The 17,664-nt window shown below is 64.9% G+C and carries 18 protein-coding genes; 6 read left to right on the top strand and 12 right to left on the bottom strand.

Annotation, left to right across the window (positions count from 1 at the left end):
• Positions 1–73: 73 nt before the first annotated feature.
• The gene (locus ACUDTM_RS10145) at positions 74–967 is read right to left on the bottom strand and encodes an NAD-dependent epimerase/dehydratase family protein (protein ID WP_072167234.1); all 894 of its coding nucleotides are present in this window, start codon (positions 965–967) and stop codon (positions 74–76) included.
• Positions 968–1,065: 98 nt separating this feature from the next.
• Positions 1,066–1,977, bottom strand: coding sequence for a S41 family peptidase (locus ACUDTM_RS10150; protein WP_072167235.1), 912 nt, complete (start codon positions 1,975–1,977; stop codon positions 1,066–1,068).
• A 50-nt stretch (positions 1,978–2,027) separates the two neighbouring features.
• On the opposite strand from ACUDTM_RS10150, the gene ACUDTM_RS10155 reads away from it, so the two are divergent.
• Positions 2,028–2,492, top strand: coding sequence for a MarR family winged helix-turn-helix transcriptional regulator (locus ACUDTM_RS10155; protein ID WP_072167236.1), 465 nt, complete (start codon positions 2,028–2,030; stop codon positions 2,490–2,492).
• Between the two features lie 4 nt (positions 2,493–2,496).
• On the opposite strand, the gene ACUDTM_RS10160 is transcribed toward ACUDTM_RS10155, so the two are convergent.
• Entirely contained in the window at positions 2,497–2,631 is a 135-nt protein-coding gene (locus tag ACUDTM_RS10160) for a hypothetical protein (RefSeq protein WP_255299123.1), read from the bottom strand.
• Positions 2,632–2,812: 181 nt separating this feature from the next.
• Between ACUDTM_RS10160 and ACUDTM_RS10165 the strand changes: the two genes are divergently transcribed.
• Positions 2,813–3,115: a KGG domain-containing protein gene (locus ACUDTM_RS10165; RefSeq protein ID WP_188247798.1), complete on the top strand. Its 303-nt coding sequence runs from the start codon at positions 2,813–2,815 to the stop codon at positions 3,113–3,115.
• A gap of 125 nt (positions 3,116–3,240) precedes the next feature.
• Here ACUDTM_RS10165 and ACUDTM_RS10170 read toward each other — a convergent pair whose 3' ends face one another.
• The 3 genes from ACUDTM_RS10170 to ACUDTM_RS10180 form a co-directional block, all read right to left on the bottom strand.
• The gene (locus ACUDTM_RS10170) at positions 3,241–3,591 is read right to left on the bottom strand and encodes a VOC family protein (RefSeq protein ID WP_353080404.1); all 351 of its coding nucleotides are present in this window, start codon (positions 3,589–3,591) and stop codon (positions 3,241–3,243) included.
• 83 nt (positions 3,592–3,674) lie between these two features.
• Positions 3,675–3,875: a hypothetical protein gene (locus ACUDTM_RS10175; protein ID WP_423172897.1), complete on the bottom strand. Its 201-nt coding sequence runs from the start codon at positions 3,873–3,875 to the stop codon at positions 3,675–3,677.
• A 91-nt stretch (positions 3,876–3,966) separates the two neighbouring features.
• Positions 3,967–4,485: an SLOG cluster 4 domain-containing protein gene (locus ACUDTM_RS10180; protein WP_032954557.1), complete on the bottom strand. Its 519-nt coding sequence runs from the start codon at positions 4,483–4,485 to the stop codon at positions 3,967–3,969.
• Positions 4,486–4,659: 174 nt separating this feature from the next.
• On the opposite strand from ACUDTM_RS10180, the gene ACUDTM_RS10185 reads away from it, so the two are divergent.
• Positions 4,660–8,010, top strand: a complete 3,351-nt coding sequence (locus tag ACUDTM_RS10185) for an autotransporter domain-containing protein (protein ID WP_353080406.1) — start codon at positions 4,660–4,662, stop codon at positions 8,008–8,010.
• Between the two features lie 69 nt (positions 8,011–8,079).
• On the opposite strand, the gene cml is transcribed toward ACUDTM_RS10185, so the two are convergent.
• Both cml and ACUDTM_RS10195 read right to left on the bottom strand, forming a co-directional pair.
• Complete coding sequence (gene cml, locus ACUDTM_RS10190; protein WP_188240587.1) at positions 8,080–9,267, bottom strand: CmlA/FloR family chloramphenicol efflux MFS transporter; 1,188 nt, start codon at positions 9,265–9,267, stop codon at positions 8,080–8,082.
• A gap of 253 nt (positions 9,268–9,520) precedes the next feature.
• Positions 9,521–9,973: a PA2169 family four-helix-bundle protein gene (locus ACUDTM_RS10195; protein ID WP_188240586.1), complete on the bottom strand. Its 453-nt coding sequence runs from the start codon at positions 9,971–9,973 to the stop codon at positions 9,521–9,523.
• Positions 9,974–10,440: 467 nt separating this feature from the next.
• On the opposite strand from ACUDTM_RS10195, the gene ACUDTM_RS10200 reads away from it, so the two are divergent.
• The gene (locus tag ACUDTM_RS10200) at positions 10,441–11,082 is read left to right on the top strand and encodes a glutathione S-transferase family protein (RefSeq protein ID WP_151354724.1); all 642 of its coding nucleotides are present in this window, start codon (positions 10,441–10,443) and stop codon (positions 11,080–11,082) included.
• A gap of 23 nt (positions 11,083–11,105) precedes the next feature.
• Here the strand turns inward: ACUDTM_RS10200 and ACUDTM_RS10205 are convergent, their stop codons facing one another.
• On the bottom strand, positions 11,106–11,513 hold the full coding sequence (locus ACUDTM_RS10205; RefSeq protein ID WP_111200393.1) for a hypothetical protein: 408 nt from the start codon (positions 11,511–11,513) through the stop codon (positions 11,106–11,108).
• A 49-nt stretch (positions 11,514–11,562) separates the two neighbouring features.
• Positions 11,563–11,982 carry an H-NS histone family protein gene (locus ACUDTM_RS10210; protein WP_069139687.1) on the bottom strand — a complete coding sequence of 140 codons (420 nt, stop codon included), beginning with the start codon at positions 11,980–11,982 and terminating at the stop codon, positions 11,563–11,565.
• Between the two features lie 118 nt (positions 11,983–12,100).
• On the opposite strand from ACUDTM_RS10210, the gene ACUDTM_RS10215 reads away from it, so the two are divergent.
• Positions 12,101–12,493 carry a DoxX family protein gene (locus ACUDTM_RS10215; protein WP_069139686.1) on the top strand — a complete coding sequence of 131 codons (393 nt, stop codon included), beginning with the start codon at positions 12,101–12,103 and terminating at the stop codon, positions 12,491–12,493.
• An 18-nt stretch (positions 12,494–12,511) separates the two neighbouring features.
• Here the strand turns inward: ACUDTM_RS10215 and ACUDTM_RS10220 are convergent, their stop codons facing one another.
• Both ACUDTM_RS10220 and ACUDTM_RS10225 read right to left on the bottom strand, forming a co-directional pair.
• Positions 12,512–14,287, bottom strand: coding sequence for a serine hydrolase domain-containing protein (locus tag ACUDTM_RS10220; protein ID WP_445391292.1), 1,776 nt, complete (start codon positions 14,285–14,287; stop codon positions 12,512–12,514).
• 61 nt (positions 14,288–14,348) lie between these two features.
• Positions 14,349–14,990: a hypothetical protein gene (locus ACUDTM_RS10225; protein ID WP_088496110.1), complete on the bottom strand. Its 642-nt coding sequence runs from the start codon at positions 14,988–14,990 to the stop codon at positions 14,349–14,351.
• A gap of 899 nt (positions 14,991–15,889) precedes the next feature.
• On the opposite strand from ACUDTM_RS10225, the gene ACUDTM_RS10230 reads away from it, so the two are divergent.
• Positions 15,890–16,693: a hypothetical protein gene (locus ACUDTM_RS10230; RefSeq protein ID WP_445391293.1), complete on the top strand. Its 804-nt coding sequence runs from the start codon at positions 15,890–15,892 to the stop codon at positions 16,691–16,693.
• Positions 16,694–17,664 lie beyond the last annotated feature (971 nt).

A 17,664-nucleotide genomic window follows, 5' to 3' on the forward strand; every position in this document is an offset into this window, starting at 1 on the left:
AGGTTGAGGCGGGCGGCCTGCACATTCCTGAATCCGCTCAGGCTCGGCTCAGCGCCCCCCCCTCGCGATGCCCTCACTCGGCCACGCGGTCCTTGATCCACTGTGCCCGCGGCAGTACCTCGATGCTGCCGACGGCATACTGCTGAAGCACGTCGTCGGGCCCGAAGCACGGTTTCCAGCCCAGCGCGCCGCGCAGGCGGGCACTGTCGTAGACACGGTCGATACTCAATGGCAGCGGCCAGCCACGGCGTTCGAATTCGGCCAGCAGCTGTGGCGCGCGACGGGCCAGCACGCTACGCGGGTGGGTGGCCAGCTCCAGGCAGTCCTCGCGCCGGAACGGCGTCGGGGCACAGGCGAGGTAGCGCGCGAACCGGGCGCCTTCGTCGAGCAGCAGTGCAGCATGTGCGCTGGCCACATCGCGGGCGTCGATGCCGCGATGCAGGCGGAACATCGCCATCCGTTCGGGCGGTTCCGGGAAACACCGGCCCATGCGCAGCACGCGAACGCTGAAGCCCGGCGTGGCGGCGGCTTCGGCCAGGGTCTCTGCCTGCAGCTTGGTACGGTGGTAGATCGTGCGCGGCAGCGGCTCGGTGTCTTCGTCGATCCAACGGCAGCCACCGGCCACCACGGCATGGCCATACAACGCAGTGGTGCTGGTCAGCACGAAGCGCCGTGCACCGGCTTCGCGTGCCGCCTGCAGCAGGTGTGCGGTGGCCTCCACGTTGATCTGCTGGAACACCGCATCCGGCACCAGGCCGACATGCGGGGCATGCAGGGCCGCGGTATGGATGACCGCATCCACGCCCTGCACCGCGCGCGCGACGGCCTGCCGATCGCTGACATCGGCAATGATGCGCGTGGTGGCAAACGGACTGCGGTCCAGCCCCACCACTTCGTGGGCAGCCGCCAACGCACCGAAGATCGCGCGCCCGATGCGGCCGGAACTGCCGGTCAACAGAATCTTCATTGAGTCCATTCACTCGAAGCGCCCGGGAACTACCGGGATGCTTCGATTCTAGGCATGCAATCGCGCATCCGCGATAGGACAGCCATGCAATCGTGCGTTCATCTTGACGACTTCGCAGGCGCCAGCAGTTGCCGCGCGATGAACAGCGGATCGTCGCCGCCGGCCACATCAGGCCTCACGCCAGTACGTTCCCAGTTTCCACCGGTGCGCAGATTGATGGGTTGCCGGTCGGGAATACTGACCTGATAGCCATCGGGCAGCAGCACAGGATCACCAAACATATGCGCGGCACCGCCACTGCGCGTACCGACAATCCGCGCACGGCCCAGTGCCTGCAGCGAATAGGCGACGAACTCGGCCGCCGAACCGGTGCGGCGGTCGATCAGCACCACCAGCGGTTTCAGGTACGCAGGCAGGCTGGCAGGCGGCAGCGGGACCGGCGTGCGCCGGCCGCGCTGGTCCAGCTGCTGCACCGCGTCGATCTTCGCGTCCAGCAGCGTGCGTACCAGCAGGTCGGCACTTGCATCGTCGCCGCCCCCGTTCTGGCGCAGATCCAGCACCAGGCCATCGGTGTCGGCCAGCAGGGCAAGGGCCGCAGCGAACTTCGGGCGCGCCAGATCCAGCGGATAGAAGGTACTCAGGCGCAGGTAGCCAATGTTGCCCTCCATCACCCGCACCTCGCGCACGCCGGCACCATTGCCGCGGGCATCGGCGCGCCAGGCCATCAACCAATCGTCCTGGCCGGCCGCTGCGTCCACGCGTTCAACATGGAAGTGGCCATCGAACATGTCCAGGTCCTGGTTCAGGCGTGCGCTGAACGCAACCGGATCCGAACAGCTGTCCGCATAGCGCTGCTGCACCGACCAGGTGCGCAGGGCATCGGCGATACGGGCGCCCTCCGCCTCGTCAAGGTACTGCGCCTGCACGGCGGTGGCCGCCGCGCGCAGCACTCCGTCCTGCGCCGGGCAGGCCCCTGCCAGCAACGCAGCGAGCATCCAGGACACGGCCATCAACCACCTCCGCGTTGAAGATATATAAGCGCTTATATATCATCCTGGTCATGGATCTCCAACACGCCACGCTCGGCACGTTGCTGCGCGCCCTGCTCGACCAGCTGGACCCGGCGGTCGAGCAGGCCTACCGGGACCTGCAACTGGACTACCGGCCCCGCTACACACCGGTGCTGCGCACGCTGATGGCGCAGGGCCCCTGCCGGATCAAGGACCTGGCATCGGCCTGCGGGCTCAGCCATTCGGCGCTCAGCCAGACCGTGGCGGCGATGGTGCGCGATGGCTGGCTGCACGCGTCCAGCGGCGACGATGGTCGTGAACGCATCCTGCAGTTGAGCCCCCGCGCACAGCGCGCGATGCCTGCGCTGCAGGCGCAATGGCAGGCCACTGCCGTAGCGGCGCGCAGCCTCGATGCCGATCTGGGCCAGCCGCTGGAGCAGGTACTGCGCGACGCCCTTGCAGCGCTCGCACAGCGGCCCTTCGCGCAGCGCCTGCAGGACGCCCGCCGGCGCTGAAGCCTTACTGCTCTGCGGCCATTTCGATTTCGCTGGGGAAGGTCCAGCCGCCGTTGCCCAGGCGCAGCTCCATCGTGCGGCACTGCGCGGCCAAAGGGGCTGTATTGCCGAGCACGTACTCCTCTTCGGTCGAGCCCATCACGCCGGCCTGGGTGAAGGGTGCAGTTCGTCCTAGCCACTCAGGGCGATGCGCGCAGCGGCGTACCTGCGCCGTGAAAAGCAGTACGGTGCGGCGTGAAGGCAGCCGCACCGGTGCGGACACTCCGTTAGCCGGGCACCGGCAAGGATGAGCTTCCCTTCCATGCAACGGGAGCCTTCCCATGGCCGACCAGCACCACGGCACTTCCCATCGTGGCTTCGCCTCGATGGACCAGGACAAGCAGCGCGCGATCGCCGCGAAGGGAGGACGCGCCGCGCATGCGTCCGGCAATGCACACGAGTTCAGCCCGGCCGAGGCACGCGTGGCCGGCCGCAAGGGCGGCGAGGCGATCAGCCGCAACCGACAGCACATGGCAGCGATCGGCCGCGAAGGCGGGCACGCTCGCCACGCCAATGCACGGCAGCAGCGGCAAGCGGCCGAAGCGACGCCAACGAGGGACGGTCCACAACGCCAGCAGGGCTGACCGCGGCGCGTCCAGGCGCGCCTGGGCTGCCGGAGCAGCCCGGATGCCGCGAGCAGGGCCAGCACGCCGGTAGACGGTCATCGTCCCGCGCGCACCGTCAGGCGTGGCGAGGCACCATCCACCGCTCAGGCGTGGGCGAGGATGTTCAACAGCCGACCGAACGGATCGCGGACGAAGAAGCGCCGCACGCCCCAGGGTTCGTCGGCCGGGCCATATTCCAGCGCGATGCCGGCCGCGCGCATGCGCTGGAGCACGTCCTGCAGATTGTCCACTTCGATCGACAGGTCCGGCACCGGCGTGCCCGAACCCCCTTCGCTGGCGAAGCTGACCTGCGCCAGCGCACTGCCCTGCGCGCCGTGGGTGACGATCCAACCATGGTCCATCACCACCGGCATGCCGAGCAGCTCGCCATAGAACGCAGCGGCACGTGAGGGATCGGGCGTGGCGATGTTGGCGACGACACGCTTGACGGCCATGTTCCACTCCACCAGGAAGAATGTGTCGAGACTGCCCGACCTTGCGCACGAACAGAAGAGCCCCGTCACGGACGGGGCCCGTCTTACACCGCGCCGCAGCGCTCCATGACACATCGATCGTATTCGTACTGGCATTCCATGGCATCACCACCACCGGACACACATGACTGGTAAGCCTTCCAGCAGGGTAGATCGCAGGGCTGGACCGGTCCGGCCACGGCCACCGAGCCGCTGCAGGCCAACGCGAACACAACACCGGCGATCACTTTCCCTAAAGTACGCATCGACATCGCTCCTTGATAAGCCTGGTGATCCCAGGCCGGGCCACCTTAGCGCTGCACACGGGACGCTGGGTGAAGGCCGATGCCGCTCGACTCAGCGGTGCAGCAACCCCAGCACACGCAGCTGCCCGGCCAACTCATCAATGTTGCGCCACGGCAGGATCGGCGAATTGCCGCGCTCGTCCGGCGGGTTGTCCGGCAGCGCATCGGACCAGCCACCGGCCCCGACAAGCGGCAGCAGCGGCCGCTTGTGCAGCCAGGCCAGGCAAACCTCCGAGATCGTACCGGCGCGCCCGCCGATCACGATGCAGGCATCACCGGCCAGGGCCATGATCAGGTTGCGCGCATCGCCCATGCCACAGGGCACCACCACCGTGGCGGGCCAATCGGCTGCCGGCATGCCGCTTTCCGGGATCACGCTGAGCACCTGGCCACCGGCCGCTACCGCCTGCTCGGCAGCTACCCGCGTAGCGGCACTGCCACAGCCGCTGACCAGCGTGATGCCCTGCACGGCCAGGAAACGCCCTGCTTCAGCTGCGCGCTCGAACGCGTCGCTGCCAGGATCGGCACTACCCAATATCGCCAACTGTGGTTTACGCAACGCGTTACGCATGGACGGCTCCAAGGCCTCGGAAAGAAGGATCGCGATGCCCGGCCCGGCGGAACCACGTCATGCACCGATCACAAATGATTAACGCGTTCATAAAATTCCTTTCACATTGCTGGGGGATATCGCCATGCCTTGGCGTTAACGGCCTTGATGTCCGTCAACCAAGGAAGTTGTCCGATGAATCACCCGCTGTACGGCCGTTCGTCCCGCTCCCTGTCGCACCGCCCGCTGGCGCTCGCCGTCGCCAGCTCGCTGCTGCTGGCCACCGCACTGCCAGCCATAGCCAGCGAATCACTCGAGGCCTGGCAGCAGCAGCGCCAGCTGCAGGCCGCGTGGGCGCAGCCCGCTGCCAGCACGGCACCCGCAGCGACAACCGCTGCGCCTGCCGCCAGCAGCACCGCCGTTCTTGGCAACCCGGGCGATCCCGCCAGCTGGCGCAGCGATGAATTCAACGCCGATTGGGGCCTGGCTGCGATGGGCGCGGATTACGCCTATGCACGCGGCCTGACCGGCAAGGGCGTACGCCTGGCGCTTTTCGATTCGGGCTCCGCGCTGGCGCATCCGGAGTTTGCAGGACGCAATACCTCCAGCATCACTATCGGTGCCCACTGCGCGACGCCGGGTGTGGTCGCGGGGACCGGTGCCTGCGGGCAGACCCGCGGCGAACAGCCCGGCTACAACTACTACGGCCTCGGTGCCGGCGTTCCGGCCGCACTCGCGGCACGCCTCATCGCGGCCGGCCAGCCCTATGGCTTCAGCTACGCCGACCACGGAACGCATGTACTTGGCACCATCGGCGCCAACCGCAATGGCACCGGCATGCATGGCGTGGCCTTTGGTGCGGATCTCACCGCCGCCCGCGTGTTCGGCGACACCTACTATGAGTGGCGCCTGGATCCGGACAAGTACTATCGCCCGCGCGCGGTGTACCGCACCGATCCGGATGACGCCGCCACGCTGGACATGTATGCACAGATCCAGGCGCAGGGCGTGCGTGCCATCAACCACAGCTGGGGCATCTCCACGCGCAACATGACCGCCGCCGCGCTGGACCAGCAGTACGCCAACATCGGGGCCGACTACGGCGTGTACGGCAGCATCTACGCCAGCAATGGCGATACCCCGGGCTCCACCCTCATCCAGGTGTGGTCGGCTGGCAACGGCAGCGGCGCGGTCGCCGGAATCACGGCCGCCATGCCGCGCTGGAAGCCCGAACTGGAACCGTACTGGCTTGCCGTGGCCAACGTCCGCCGGCCCAACGCCGCTGCGGGCGAAACCGACTATGTGATCGATGGCAGTTCCAGCATCTGCGGCGTTGCCGCCAACTGGTGCATCTCGGCACCCGGCACCGACATCGTCAGCACCATCGTGTCCGGCGATATCCAGGGCCGCGTCGAGAACACCTCCGCCTATGTGCGGCTGATCATCGACAGCGAGAACACTCAGTACGTCTATGGCACCAAGACCGGCACGTCGATGGCGGCGCCGCACATCACCGGCGCGCTCGGCCTGCTGATGGAGCGCTTCCCCTATCTGGACAACGCGCAGGTGCGCGACGTGCTGCTGACCACCGCACGCGACCTGGGTGCAGCAGGCATCGATCCGATCTACGGCTGGGGCATGGTGGACCTGAAGAAGGCCATCGAGGGCTACGGCTCGCTGCGCGTGGACACCAACGTGGTGATGAACCAGAAGGCCGGCGGCCTGAAAGTCTGGGAAGGCGATGCCTGGGACAACTGGACCAACGACATCGGTGGCCCTGGCAAGCTGACCAAATCCGGTATCGGCTGGCTGCGCCTGAGCGGCAACAACAGCTTCAACGGCGCGGTACTGCAGGACGGTACGCTGGAATTGAACGGCGCCAACACGCTTGCATCGGCGGTCGAAGTACAGGGCGGCCAGTTGCTGCTCAACGGCAGCCTGGTCTCCACCGCACTGACCACTACCGGTGGCGTGAGCACGGTCAGCGCCAGCGGCGTGCTGAACAACAGCAACCTGGTGATCAACGGCGGCGTGGTGTCCTTCAACGGCACGCAGACCGGCGGCACCACCACGGTCGGCGCCAATGGCCTGCTGAAGGGCGTCGGCACGCTCGGCAATACCCGCGTGGACGGCCTCATCGCGCCGGGCAACTCGATCGGCACGCTGACCATCAACGGCAACTACGTGCAGGGCGCCACCGGCGTCTATGCCGCCGAGCTGGCCCCGGGTGGCCGCAGTGACCAGTTGCACGTGACCGGCACCGCCACCCTTGGCGGCACGCTGGTCGCGCTGCCGGAGCCGGGTGTGTACTACCTCGGCGAGCAGTTCAACTTCCTGCGTGCCGACGGAGGCATCAACGGCCAGTTCGCCAAGACCGACTTCAGCGCGTTCTCCCCATTCCTGCAGTTCAGCCTGGCCTACGGCACCAACGGCACGCGCATCGACGTCGCCCGTGGCGCTTCACTGACCACCGCCGCGCACACGCCCAACCAGCGTGCCGTGGCGGCCGCCGCCGACCTGCTGCCGATCGCCCAGGGCCTGCCCAAACCACTGACCCAGCTGTTCCCGCAGCAGGTTGGAGGCGTGCTCGATGGCCTCAGCGGCGAGCTGCATCCGGCCACGGCCATCGCCTTGGTCGAGGGCAGCCGCTACGTGCGCGATGCCGCGTTGTCACGCCGTGCCGGCGCCGCCGCACCCGGTAGCGACGTGGGTGACGCGACGGGTGCATGGGTGCAGGCCATCGGTGGCAACAGCAAGCTGGACGGTGACGTCAACACTGCCCGCACCGAAGCCAACAGCAACGGCCTGCTGGTCGGCATCGACCGCGAGTTCTCCGGCTGGCAGGTCGGCGTGCTGGCCGGTACGGGCCGAACCGACGTGAAGCAGCAGGACCGTCGCGCCAAGTCGAAGATCGACAACACGCACTTCGGTGCCTACGCCAGCCACAACTGGGGCGGTTTCGGCCTGCGCGGTGGTGTGGCGTGGAGCAAGCACGAGGTGAAGAGCACGCGTGATGTCGCCTTCGCAGGCTTCAGCGACAGCCTGAGCGCACGCTACGACGCCCGCACCCGCCAAGCCTTCATCGAAGCCGGCTACCGCTTCGGTGGCCCGGAAGCCGGGCTGGAGCCCTACCTGCAGGTCGCACGTGTCGAAGTGGACCTCAAGCGCGTCAACGAACGCGGCGGAGCAGCGGCACTGCAGGGCAAGGTGGACGATACCGGAACCACGATCGCCATTGCCGGCCTGCGCTTCGACAAGGGACTGAAGGCTTCGTTCCAGCAGGAGAGCTGGCTGCACCTGCGCGGTGGCGTCGGCTATCGCCGCGCTTCCGGTGATCGCAGCCAGGTCGCCAACCTGGCCTTCGCCAACGGAAGCACGACGTTTGCGGTCAACGGCGCGCCGATCGCCGACAACGCGGTGGTGGCCGAACTGGGCCTGTCGGCCTGGCTGACCGAGCGCCAGCAGCTGGAACTGGGCTACAGCGGCCAGTACGGCAGTGAAAGCCGCGACCACAGTGCGAATGTGCGCTGGTCGGTGCGGTTCTAGTTCCCGTCACGTGTTCTCATGAAAGATTGGGGCGGCCTCATGGCCGCCCCTTTTTTCCACTGGCCGAGGCTAGCGGCGGCCGCGCAACATCGCCGCGGCGACCAGGCTGGCCACTGGCAGCAACAGCCCATACGCCACCAGCGGCCATACCGTATCGCCCGGCAGCAGCACCGTAGCCAGTGTTCCGAAGCAGGCCACGATCAGGCTCTGCATCGCGTAGTAGAGCGCCACCGCCATACCCGACGCATCGGCAAACTCACTCAACGCGCCGTTGGCAGCCACCGAAACCACCATCACCAGCCCCGCCGCGATGCCCCACATGGGCAGCACGACGCTGGCGAATGACAGTGGCAACTCCGCAGCGAGCGCCATCAACAACACACCCCCCACCATCACGCACAGGCCACGCACGAATGTGCCAGGCACCGCCCAGCGCGCGATGAACGTCTTCGCCATGCGCGACGTGAGGATCATCATCAGTGCCACCGTCGCGAACGCCAGGCTGAAGGTGATCTGGGAGTACTGCATGCGCTCGACCAGCACGCGCGGTGCGATCGAGAAGAACACGAAGAACGCGCCCATCGCGGCACTGAATCCCAGCGTGTAGACCCAGAAGGCACCACTGCGAAGAATTCTCTGCAGTGCCGGTCCAGCGTCTCTGCGCCCTGCGGGTCGGGTTTCCTGCCACAGGCGTTGCGCGCGCAGGACGGCGACCAGGCCAAGCACACCCAGCAGCACGAAGATCGCACGCCAGCCTGCTGCCGCAGCCACCAGTGCACCCAGCATCGGCCCCAGCGCCGGTACGAAGGCCAGCATCGAAGCGAACAGTCCATACAAGGACGCCCCCTGCGGTGTATCCGCGTATACGTCGCGGACCGTGGCAAATGTCGCTACCAGCGCTGCCGACGCGCCAATCGCCTGCACTGTGCGCCAGGCCAGGAAGAACCCGCTATTGCTGGACAGCGCCAGCGCGAACGAGGCAACGGTGAACAGCAGCGCCCCCAGCAACAGCACGGGGCGGCGCCCGATCCGGTCCGACAACGGGCCGAACAACAGTTGGCCGACGCCGAGCACCAGCAGGTAGATGCTCAGCGTCAATTGCACCCGCGCAGGCGATGTTCCCAACGCGCCGGGCATCAAGGGCACTACAGGCAGATAGATATCCATGGCCAGCGAGGCCAGGAGGTCGAACGGCGCCATCAGCGCAATGGCCGATGGCAGAGTATGGGCCCAACGCGGGGCCTGTCGATTGAACATGGGGAGTCTCCGCCCAGAGTGAGTCCGGCGGTGATCCATCCACTTCGCATGTATCGCAGGGATGTTCACCGCAACAACGTCTGCGTCGTTGTTGCGGCTCAGCGAACTGTCTGCGGACCGTTCCCGTTGTTCATGGTGCTCATTGTTGGCAGTGCGGAACCGGCAAGAGTGTAGCAGCGACCGATTCAGGGTGGCCGGGGCAGCGGTGCCGCCCCGGCCGCGGCGCCCCTGGGGAGTGGGACGCCGCTGATCGTCAGGCCGCCTTCATCGCATGCTTGCGCGCGCGCATCACGTTGTGGCACTCCTGCACTTCCGGCAACAGCTGGGTGACTTCCTGGCGTACCGCCGGCGGCAGCTCGTTGTCCTGCAGCACGTCCTTGAACGCGGCCAGCAGGCGGTCCTCCGATTCTTCCAGCTCGGCAACATAGCCGTAGTTGGTATCACCGAAGGCTGCACGCACCTTGCCGTAGAACTGCTGCATCGAGCCGACCACGGTGCCGTGCTCAGCCGGCTTGCCGCCGCTGGCGGCCACCGAGCCACTCAATGCGGCCACGATGCGACCCTTGACACCGGCAATGCGGGTGAACAGGGCCGACAGCTCGGCATCCTTCACCTTGGTCGCGGCCTCTTCATAGAACGACTTGCCGTCACGGGCGATCTCGATCAGGTCGTTGAGACGATGTTCGATGGTGGACTGGGTGCTCATGGCGTTGCTCCTGTATCGTCGTTTCGGGGGAGAAAAGCAGCCTCGACTGCGCTGCCTGTGGATCCACTCTGGACACGCTCGTGTGGTTCGCAGGTGAGCAACGATTGATACGTACATCACTTCACCCAACCCGCACTGACTTTTTCACGCGGCGGTGGCGCGTGGATCACATCGAGCGATCCTGGGCAGGGTCACCAAGGAACAAAGAGGATGATCAGCACGATCACCAAGACCGCAACGAGTGCTCCCATCAGCACGTTTCTCTGGCGCCAACTGGGCTTCGGTTTTCCGGGGGTATTCATGCCTGTTACCTGTCTCTGCGGATGACCCCGGCAGACTGATGTATCCAGGACAGTGCGTGCGTGCAGAACACGTGCAGGCAACGTGCAGGGCACCGCCCGCATGTCGATTTACGGCGCACTCGCTCGTCAGATCATCAAAGCCCTCCTTGACCGCGGACCGCTCCCATGCCTCCCATCCTCACCGCCTTCGCCACCTCCCCCGACCGCGGCCAGGGCCTGGCCCGTGACATGCGCGTGCGCTGGGCACTGGAGGAACTGGCCGTAGCCTATGACGTACAACTGCTCACCTTCACCGAAATGAAGCAGCCCGCGCACCTGGCACGGAATCCGTTCGGGCAGATTCCCACCTGGCAGGAGGGCGACCGGACCCTGTTCGAATCCGGCGCCATCGTCCTGCACCTGGCCGAACAGCACCCCGGCCTGCTGCCGCGCGATCCGGACGCCCGCATGCGCGCGATCATGTGGGTGTTCGCTGCGCTGAACACGGTGGAACCCCCCATCGTTGAGCGCTCCATGGCCTGGGTGCTGGAGCGCGAGCAGCCGTGGTACGCACAGCGGCTGCCGATGCTGGATGAGCGGGTTCGGGCGCGACTGGCGCAACTGTCGACATGGCTGGCCAAGGCGCCGTGGCTGGACGGCGATTTCAGCGTGGGCGACCTGATGATGGTCTCGGTGCTGCTGCGCCTGAAGAGCAGCGGGCTGCTCGACGAGTATCCGACGGTGGCCGCCTATGTGGCCCGCGCGACGCAGCGGCCCGCCTACCAGCGCGCCTTCGCCGCGCAGCTGGCGGTATTCCAGAACGGGTAGTTCCACGCCATGCGTGGAAACACTCAGCGCAAGCTGCGCCGGCAGGCGGCCTGCACCAGCATCAGCTGCGCCACCAGGATCAGCATTGCGCAGCCCGACAACAGCCAAGGGTCGATGTACCACTGCTCATTGAAACTGAAGTCGCCTGCGGAAATGCGTTTCCAACCGTTGAAGTGCTGCATCGCTGCGACCACGAAGGCGAAGCCACCCGCTGTGTACGACAACCAGGGCACGATGAGGCTCCCCGGGCGCGCGAACAGCGTCAGCAGGCCGAGCACGCCGATGACCGTGCGCTGCACGCGGCAGTACGGGCAGACATAGGCCATCCCGCTCCATTCCACCGCCCAGGCCAGCAGGCTGACCAGCACGGCCGCGCCTGCGGCGGCGTGCAGGACTTTCGGCGTGATCGTCATGCCACTCTCGTGTGCCATCCCGTGTTCCTTGGTTGAAAGACCCGGGCAGGGTAGCAGTGCTGCAGCCTCATCCCTTCTTGATGACGGTCCGCTTGCCGATGGTGCTGGTCTTGCCAGCGGTCGGCCTGGCCAAGCCAGGAATCAGGAAATCGGTGACCTTGTGGCCCATCGACACCTTGGACGCCAACCAACGCGGCATGCGCCCGCGACCGGTCCAGGTCAGGCGCTTGTATTCCGGGTCGCGATACTTGGGCGCGACTTTGCCGGATTTACGGCGGACGGCTTTTCGGGCGGGCGCAGGTGTTTCCGAGGCTTGGCCGCCAAAGAGTTCTTCAAGGGTGTAGCCGGCTTCGGCGGCGGCGGCCTTCAGCATCCGCCGCACCGCACTGGCCGGACGGCGGCTGGAAATCAGCTGTTTCCGCTGTTCAGCGGCAACCACCAGGGCACCCAGCTCGCGAAGGCTGAGCGATTCAATATCGATCGTCATGCGGGAAAGGTCTACTGCAGCGCGGCAGCTGTCAAGGCGCCTGGCCCGGCGCGTAGACACGGGCTTCACCGCCGGTGGGCTCCGATCGCCTGCGTCGGCCATCTCCGAGGACCTCGACGTGAGCACTTCATCGCATTCGCTCGCCTACCTGCTTGCACGCATCCTGCTGATGGCCCTGTTCCTGGTCTCCGGGCTGGGCAAGCTCGGCGATCTCAGCGGTACCCAGGGCTACATGGAGGCGATGGGAGTACCCGGCATCCTGCTCTGGCCGACCATCGCGTTCGAAATCGGCAGCGGCCTGTGCATCCTGCTCGGCTTCCAGACCCGGCTGGTGGCGGTCGTGCTCGCAGGCTTCAGCCTGGTCACCGCTTTCATCTTCCACCACAACTTCGCCGACCAGACCCAGCAGATCATGTTCCTGAAGAACCTGGGCCTCGCCGGCGGCTTCCTGCTGCTGGCCTGCACCGGGGCGGGACGCTACAGCATCGATGGGCGTGAGCGGCGCGGATGAGCACGCGGCATGCCGCCATCACCCCTGGTCCACGGGCGCGACGCGCTGCAGGCGCAGGTTGCGCCATGTCGGCTGGGAGCTGCGGAAATCCAGCGCCTCGCCATCGCTGGTGAACAACAATCCTGGCTCCACCTCAGCAACCAGGCGGATGCCATCGATGTACAGCCAGCCGTGTCGTTGCTCCAGCACAACGAACATCGATGGTTTGCCCCATTGGTCAACGCGATAGCGTCCCAGCCAGGGTTGCCAATGGGGCGCGTGCGGCCCGGTGGTCCCATCGATGGGATCGTTATGGTCCAGCCCGTCCTCGCCGTTGCTGCATTCCAGGTGCGCCGGCAGCATGTCCGTCGCCGCATGGTAGCGGTACGTCGCAACCTCTCCATCGGTGTCCACAGTGAACAGTTGATCGCCGTCGATGGCCGCAAAGCGGGTACCCTCGGCGTGCGCCCCTCGATGCAGTTGCAGTTCGCCGTTTCCGGCAACCCCGATCTTCGCCTTGCCGCTGCGCCCGATCCAGCTTCCCGCCATCCGCTGTACCTGGTCCTGGTTCAACCTGATCGGCGCCAGGGAAGACAGGGGCACGCGCGGCTGACGGGGCCCGAAACGTGCCGACAACAGCTGATCGAGCAGACGCTCGCCGATGCCGTACCCCGCAGACGTCGCGCGATTGAACATCGCGGCAAATCCAGCGTTTGCCTGCCTGCAGTAGGTGAACACGCACCCGAATCCGAAGCCCCCGCCGCGGTGGTGCAGCAGCCTCACCGGTGTACTGCCGTAGAGGCGTTCGCTGCGCATGACACCGAGCCCGTAGTCACCGCCCAAGCCGAAACCATGCATCTCGTCCCAAAGGTGAGGCTCGAGCAGTTGCTGCGCACCGGATCGGCCGCCACCGAGCAGGAAGCCAAGATACTTCGCCATGTCGGCGGCACTGGTCCACACGCCTCCCGACACCACCAGCGGCGTCACCGGCGGTACCTGCGTATGGCCTTCCTGGGTTCCCAGTGCCCGCACCTTGCTTGCCAGGTAGACCGACGCATCGGCCGTACTGTCGTGCATTCCCAGCGGCTCGAAGATCCGGCGCTGCAGCCAGGCCGGATAGCTGATGCCCGCAACCTGCTCAAGGACATGACCGGCAAGGTCGAAGCCCAGGTTGGAGTAGCGATAGCGCGTACCCACCGGAAAGCGCAGCCATGTCTGCGAGATGCTGCGGACGTGCGCATCAAAGCCCGGCGACGCCGGTTCGTAGTTGTTGCCCAGTGGCGCCTCGTGCGTGAATCCCGCGCGATTGGCAAGCAGCAGGCGCAGGCTGATGCGCCCCTGTGGAGCATGCTCGAAGCGGCTGCGCACCGTGAACGACGGCAGATAGCGGGTAATGGGCGCGTCCAGATCAAGGATGCCGTCCTGCACGGCCAACAGCACCGCCACCGCCGCGAAGTTGTTCGAGGTGGACTGGATGCTGAACATCGTGCTGGCGTCTACGGGCACGCTGCCCTGGCCTGATACGTGACCGAAGCCTTCAGTCCAGCGCACCTGCCCGCCTTCGACCAGGCAGACGGCAACGGCACCGATGCCGCTGCCGTCCATGGCCGAGCGGATCACGCCGCGTTCCGCGTCGATCAGGCTCGCAGTGGTGACGGTTGGCTGCGTCACCGCAGCAACGCCGGTGGGCATGAGCGTGGCCGCCGGAACGGCAGCGGCGTTGGCCAGGAAGGTGCGACGACTGAGCGTACCAGGCATCAGATCACTCCACTTCAGGATGCCGCCATCTTCCCGCCAGCAGAAATGGCAGGCCATGTGTCATTCGGCACAGAGTGCGGTGATCGATGAAGCTGCACCTTCGCCGGCTGCGCAGGCCTCAGCCCGGAGGGGGCGGCAAGCGGATTCCCTGCGCCAAAACAAAGGCGCGGGACTCGCTCCAATAGGCCTGTGGCGGTTCCCGCAGCTCGGGTCGCGCCCAGTAGTCGTTGCCATGCAACGCGCTCATCACATGGCACCAGCCGTCACGCGGATCGTGAACCTGAAATCGCCCGCGATGATGGCGCGGATGATACGCGTAGTGGCCAAGCGCCTCCTGGCGCGCTTCATCCGGCGAACGACCCGCCTGATGGACCAGCGTCCATGCACGCATGTGGCGTGCATGCGCAAGCGCGCCAAGGTACTCGTCCTCATCCAGCAGCGGCACCTGCTCACCGCGGGCCAGGCACAGTGCGTCCGATTCGGCTTCGTAGTCCAGCGACGGATGCGCCAGTTCCGGGTGCTGCTGCCAATACCCTTCGCCCTTCACGTGCAGCATCGCCCAGTGCCAGGGCTCGTCGTGGAAGATCAGCGCGTGTTCGTATTCGCGGCCGGGGCTCTGGTCGGGATAGCGCTTCCGTGCCTGTTCGAGCGCCTGCGCCTCGGGCACCTGGCCATAGTGGACCAGGCACCAGGCGAACAGGTGCCGGCTGTCTTCGATTTCGGTGGCGAAGTCTTCCACCGGTGTATCGGTGTTGGGCATGGTCGATCCCTGTGTGCGGATCAGATGGTACCGACGCTGCAGGGTGCGTGGGGGGCGGGGGCAATGAGATCTGCAACAAGTCGTGCGAGGTCGCGTGGGGGCCCATCACGATTCGAATCTGGAATCGACGGAGTATGGGACCTCTACAGCGCTTCCACGCGCCTCCACAGACCTTCCGGCCGTAGTCCACGCGGCTGATTCCCAGGCCCCGCGACCATCTTCGCTCATCTTTGTGCACCTCCTTCCGCTGACAAAAGGTCGCCGAGCGGTCGCCAATGGGCGCAATGAAGGGAATGCTCGGAGAGAACGGACTGGCCACCTTGCCGATCGGCAAACGGGCCTTGGATCCAGCGTCGCATGGTGTGGGCTGCCCGGATGTGCGGAAGCTCGCCGGCGGTGGGCTCAGGTTCCGCTGCAGATACACCAAGGCCAACGGTCAACGCGATCGCGTCGCGGCCGCACCACGAGGGAGGGCGCAACCTTCGCGGTGAGATCGCAACTGCGGCGGCCGCCGTCGGGCTAGCGAGAGAACAAGCCAATTGCTACCGCGGCACGGAATGGCCATTTTGCCACTCATGCGCTCGCCTTCCGAGGAAGGGTATTTGTCGCTTTACGTCCACCGATGCGTGATTGAGAACACCCAAGAGCCAAGCGTAGCCAGCTGCAACGAATTTCTGGTTGACAGTGAATTTCACCCCGCAATATGAAACCCCGGGAATCGAGAGGCAGGGGATCAGCGCCGAAATCAGTTATCACCACGGCCCGAGGTCCAGTCCATCGCAAAGCTCCGCCACGACAAGGGAAAAAGAATCAGGTGAAGATCAGTAGAAGTCTCACATATGGAATGTTCGTCATCGGCGTAGTCGCAACCATTTCCTGGTCGACCTGCAGACCATCCGATGTCACAGGAAGCAAAGGAGATGAGGTTCCTCCCAGTGAAAAAAGCACTTCGCCAACGCATGTCGCATCTGAATCAAGCATTCATCAATCCTTGCGTTCACCACACCAATCCATCGAATCAACAGTGGCTTTGGGTGGCAAGGCATTTCTGCTCAAGATCGAAACACCTCACTACGAAGGCGACGCCTCACATTGACAGGCGCATCACGGCTGCACGGGCGGGCGATGCCCAGTCGAGCTATGAGATCCATAACCGCATTGCCAGTTGCAAGCGAGCGCTTAACTCAGGTGATGCCGATGAGTACAAGGCCTACGCATCAGTGGGCCTGGGGGAGCAGTACTCAAGGAAAATCGATCAGGAGATTGACCACTGCCAAGGGCTGATAGGGCGAACGGAACTCGGAGATGAGAATTGGCTCTCTCTAGCTGCCGCCCAAGGGTCGGTCGAAGCGAGACTGATCTTCGCCAAAGACCCGAAAGCCATCATTGGAAACTTGACCGAAGCGCTCAAGGATCCGGAACGAATAACCAATTATCGAAGGGATGCGATTGATTATCTAAATGAGTCGGTTTCACAGGGAAGCGTCGACTCGATTGAAGCCCTTGCTGACATCCATGACCGAGGGATCATTGCCGATAAATCCCCTGAAAATAGCCTTGCATACTGGCTCGCATATCAGCGCGCGCACCCCAATAGCCAATCGACGGCATCCATTGCGAGACTCTCCAAACTGTTGCAGCCCAACCAGATAGAGCGATCCAACGAGATGTCTGAGGCTATATACAGATCCTGCTGCTTGTAACCCAACAGAAGTTTCCTACTCACCCAACATGGCGCACGATGAAAGCAATTATTTCGAAGAAATGGTTGATTGCAACCTCCCTGGTTGTCGCAATTGCCGCCCTTCCCGTGGCTTATGCGATTTGGCCCTTTGATCCTGCCCCCACCGTCTTTGGCCCAGTCAGCTGTGGTACGTGTCAGTTGCAGGCTCGAATTCCAGACAATGCCACGAAGGCGTTCCTGAATAGATACAGAGATGTAACAAACCAGCAGAGAAAGGGGGGATTCGAATTCTCAATTCAGGCAGGTTCCAAAGTCATCGTCTGCAACGCGACGCACTGCGCTACCTACGAGTTGACAGACAGCAATGACTGGAATGGAACCAACCAGGAGCCCATCACGCGTCCACCCTCCAGTCGCGGCGGCGCTGGCGCCGGCAGCGGAGGAGGTAGCGGTGGCACGGGCGGAGCCAATCTGGGTGGAGGCTGCCACGGCAACTGCGGAGGCAGCGGCAGCGGAAGGGTAACGGTCAAACCGATTACTCCTATTCGCCCGAGGTAGCTTTGGAAACGCAGAACAGATCAGGCAAGCGGGATCACCACGTCCCGCAAGTAGGGGGGGGGGGCATAGGCAATGGGTGTGCGCGCAGTGCACTACATCACCCTACCAAATGCTCGCAATCACCACTTTTGCCACTCAAGATCCCGCTGCTCGCGCCAGCCATCTGGCTCGCGTTCTAGTTCGTAGAGATCAAAGCTCGACCGACACCCATTGATGAGGAGCGCGTTCCGCTCATCCAACTGCGGTTCGACTAGCCTAGCGAAACTCCGGTCCTCGGTCACCGATACGACCAGACGATACTTTGGCCGCACCGTCCTGGTCCAAGCAAGCATCCGCTGCAAGTGACTCCAGAACGGGGCGAGCGTTGCTACCTCATGATGATCCAAGCATGAAGGTTGGGGTGCACACGCTTCCTGCCAGAATAATTGCCCT

The sequence above is a fragment of the Stenotrophomonas maltophilia group sp. vghtpe118 genome, assembly GCF_052605195.1.

Bases quoted from the DNA above. Each gene is read 5' to 3' on its own strand.
- ACUDTM_RS10145 (WP_072167234.1), bottom strand. From the start codon at position 967: ATGAAGATTCTGTTGACCGGCAGTTCCGGCCGCATCGGGCGCGCGATC.
- ACUDTM_RS10150 (WP_072167235.1), bottom strand. From the start codon at position 1,977: ATGGCCGTGTCCTGGATGCTCGCTGCGTTGCTGGCAGGGGCCTGCCCG.
- ACUDTM_RS10155 (WP_072167236.1), top strand. From the start codon at position 2,028: ATGGATCTCCAACACGCCACGCTCGGCACGTTGCTGCGCGCCCTGCTC.
- ACUDTM_RS10160 (WP_255299123.1), bottom strand. From the start codon at position 2,631: ATGGGCTCGACCGAAGAGGAGTACGTGCTCGGCAATACAGCCCCTTTG.
- ACUDTM_RS10165 (WP_188247798.1), top strand. From the start codon at position 2,813: ATGGCCGACCAGCACCACGGCACTTCCCATCGTGGCTTCGCCTCGATG.
- ACUDTM_RS10170 (WP_353080404.1), bottom strand. From the start codon at position 3,591: ATGGCCGTCAAGCGTGTCGTCGCCAACATCGCCACGCCCGATCCCTCA.
- ACUDTM_RS10175 (WP_423172897.1), bottom strand. From the start codon at position 3,875: ATGCGTACTTTAGGGAAAGTGATCGCCGGTGTTGTGTTCGCGTTGGCC.
- ACUDTM_RS10180 (WP_032954557.1), bottom strand. From the start codon at position 4,485: ATGCGTAACGCGTTGCGTAAACCACAGTTGGCGATATTGGGTAGTGCC.
- ACUDTM_RS10185 (WP_353080406.1), top strand. From the start codon at position 4,660: ATGAATCACCCGCTGTACGGCCGTTCGTCCCGCTCCCTGTCGCACCGC.
- cml (WP_188240587.1), bottom strand. From the start codon at position 9,267: ATGTTCAATCGACAGGCCCCGCGTTGGGCCCATACTCTGCCATCGGCC.
- ACUDTM_RS10195 (WP_188240586.1), bottom strand. From the start codon at position 9,973: ATGAGCACCCAGTCCACCATCGAACATCGTCTCAACGACCTGATCGAG.
- ACUDTM_RS10200 (WP_151354724.1), top strand. From the start codon at position 10,441: ATGCCTCCCATCCTCACCGCCTTCGCCACCTCCCCCGACCGCGGCCAG.
- ACUDTM_RS10205 (WP_111200393.1), bottom strand. From the start codon at position 11,513: ATGGCACACGAGAGTGGCATGACGATCACGCCGAAAGTCCTGCACGCC.
- ACUDTM_RS10210 (WP_069139687.1), bottom strand. From the start codon at position 11,982: ATGACGATCGATATTGAATCGCTCAGCCTTCGCGAGCTGGGTGCCCTG.
- ACUDTM_RS10220 (WP_445391292.1), bottom strand. From the start codon at position 14,287: ATGGCCTGCCATTTCTGCTGGCGGGAAGATGGCGGCATCCTGAAGTGG.
- ACUDTM_RS10225 (WP_088496110.1), bottom strand. From the start codon at position 14,990: ATGCCCAACACCGATACACCGGTGGAAGACTTCGCCACCGAAATCGAA.
- ACUDTM_RS10230 (WP_445391293.1), top strand. From the start codon at position 15,890: ATGTCACAGGAAGCAAAGGAGATGAGGTTCCTCCCAGTGAAAAAAGCA.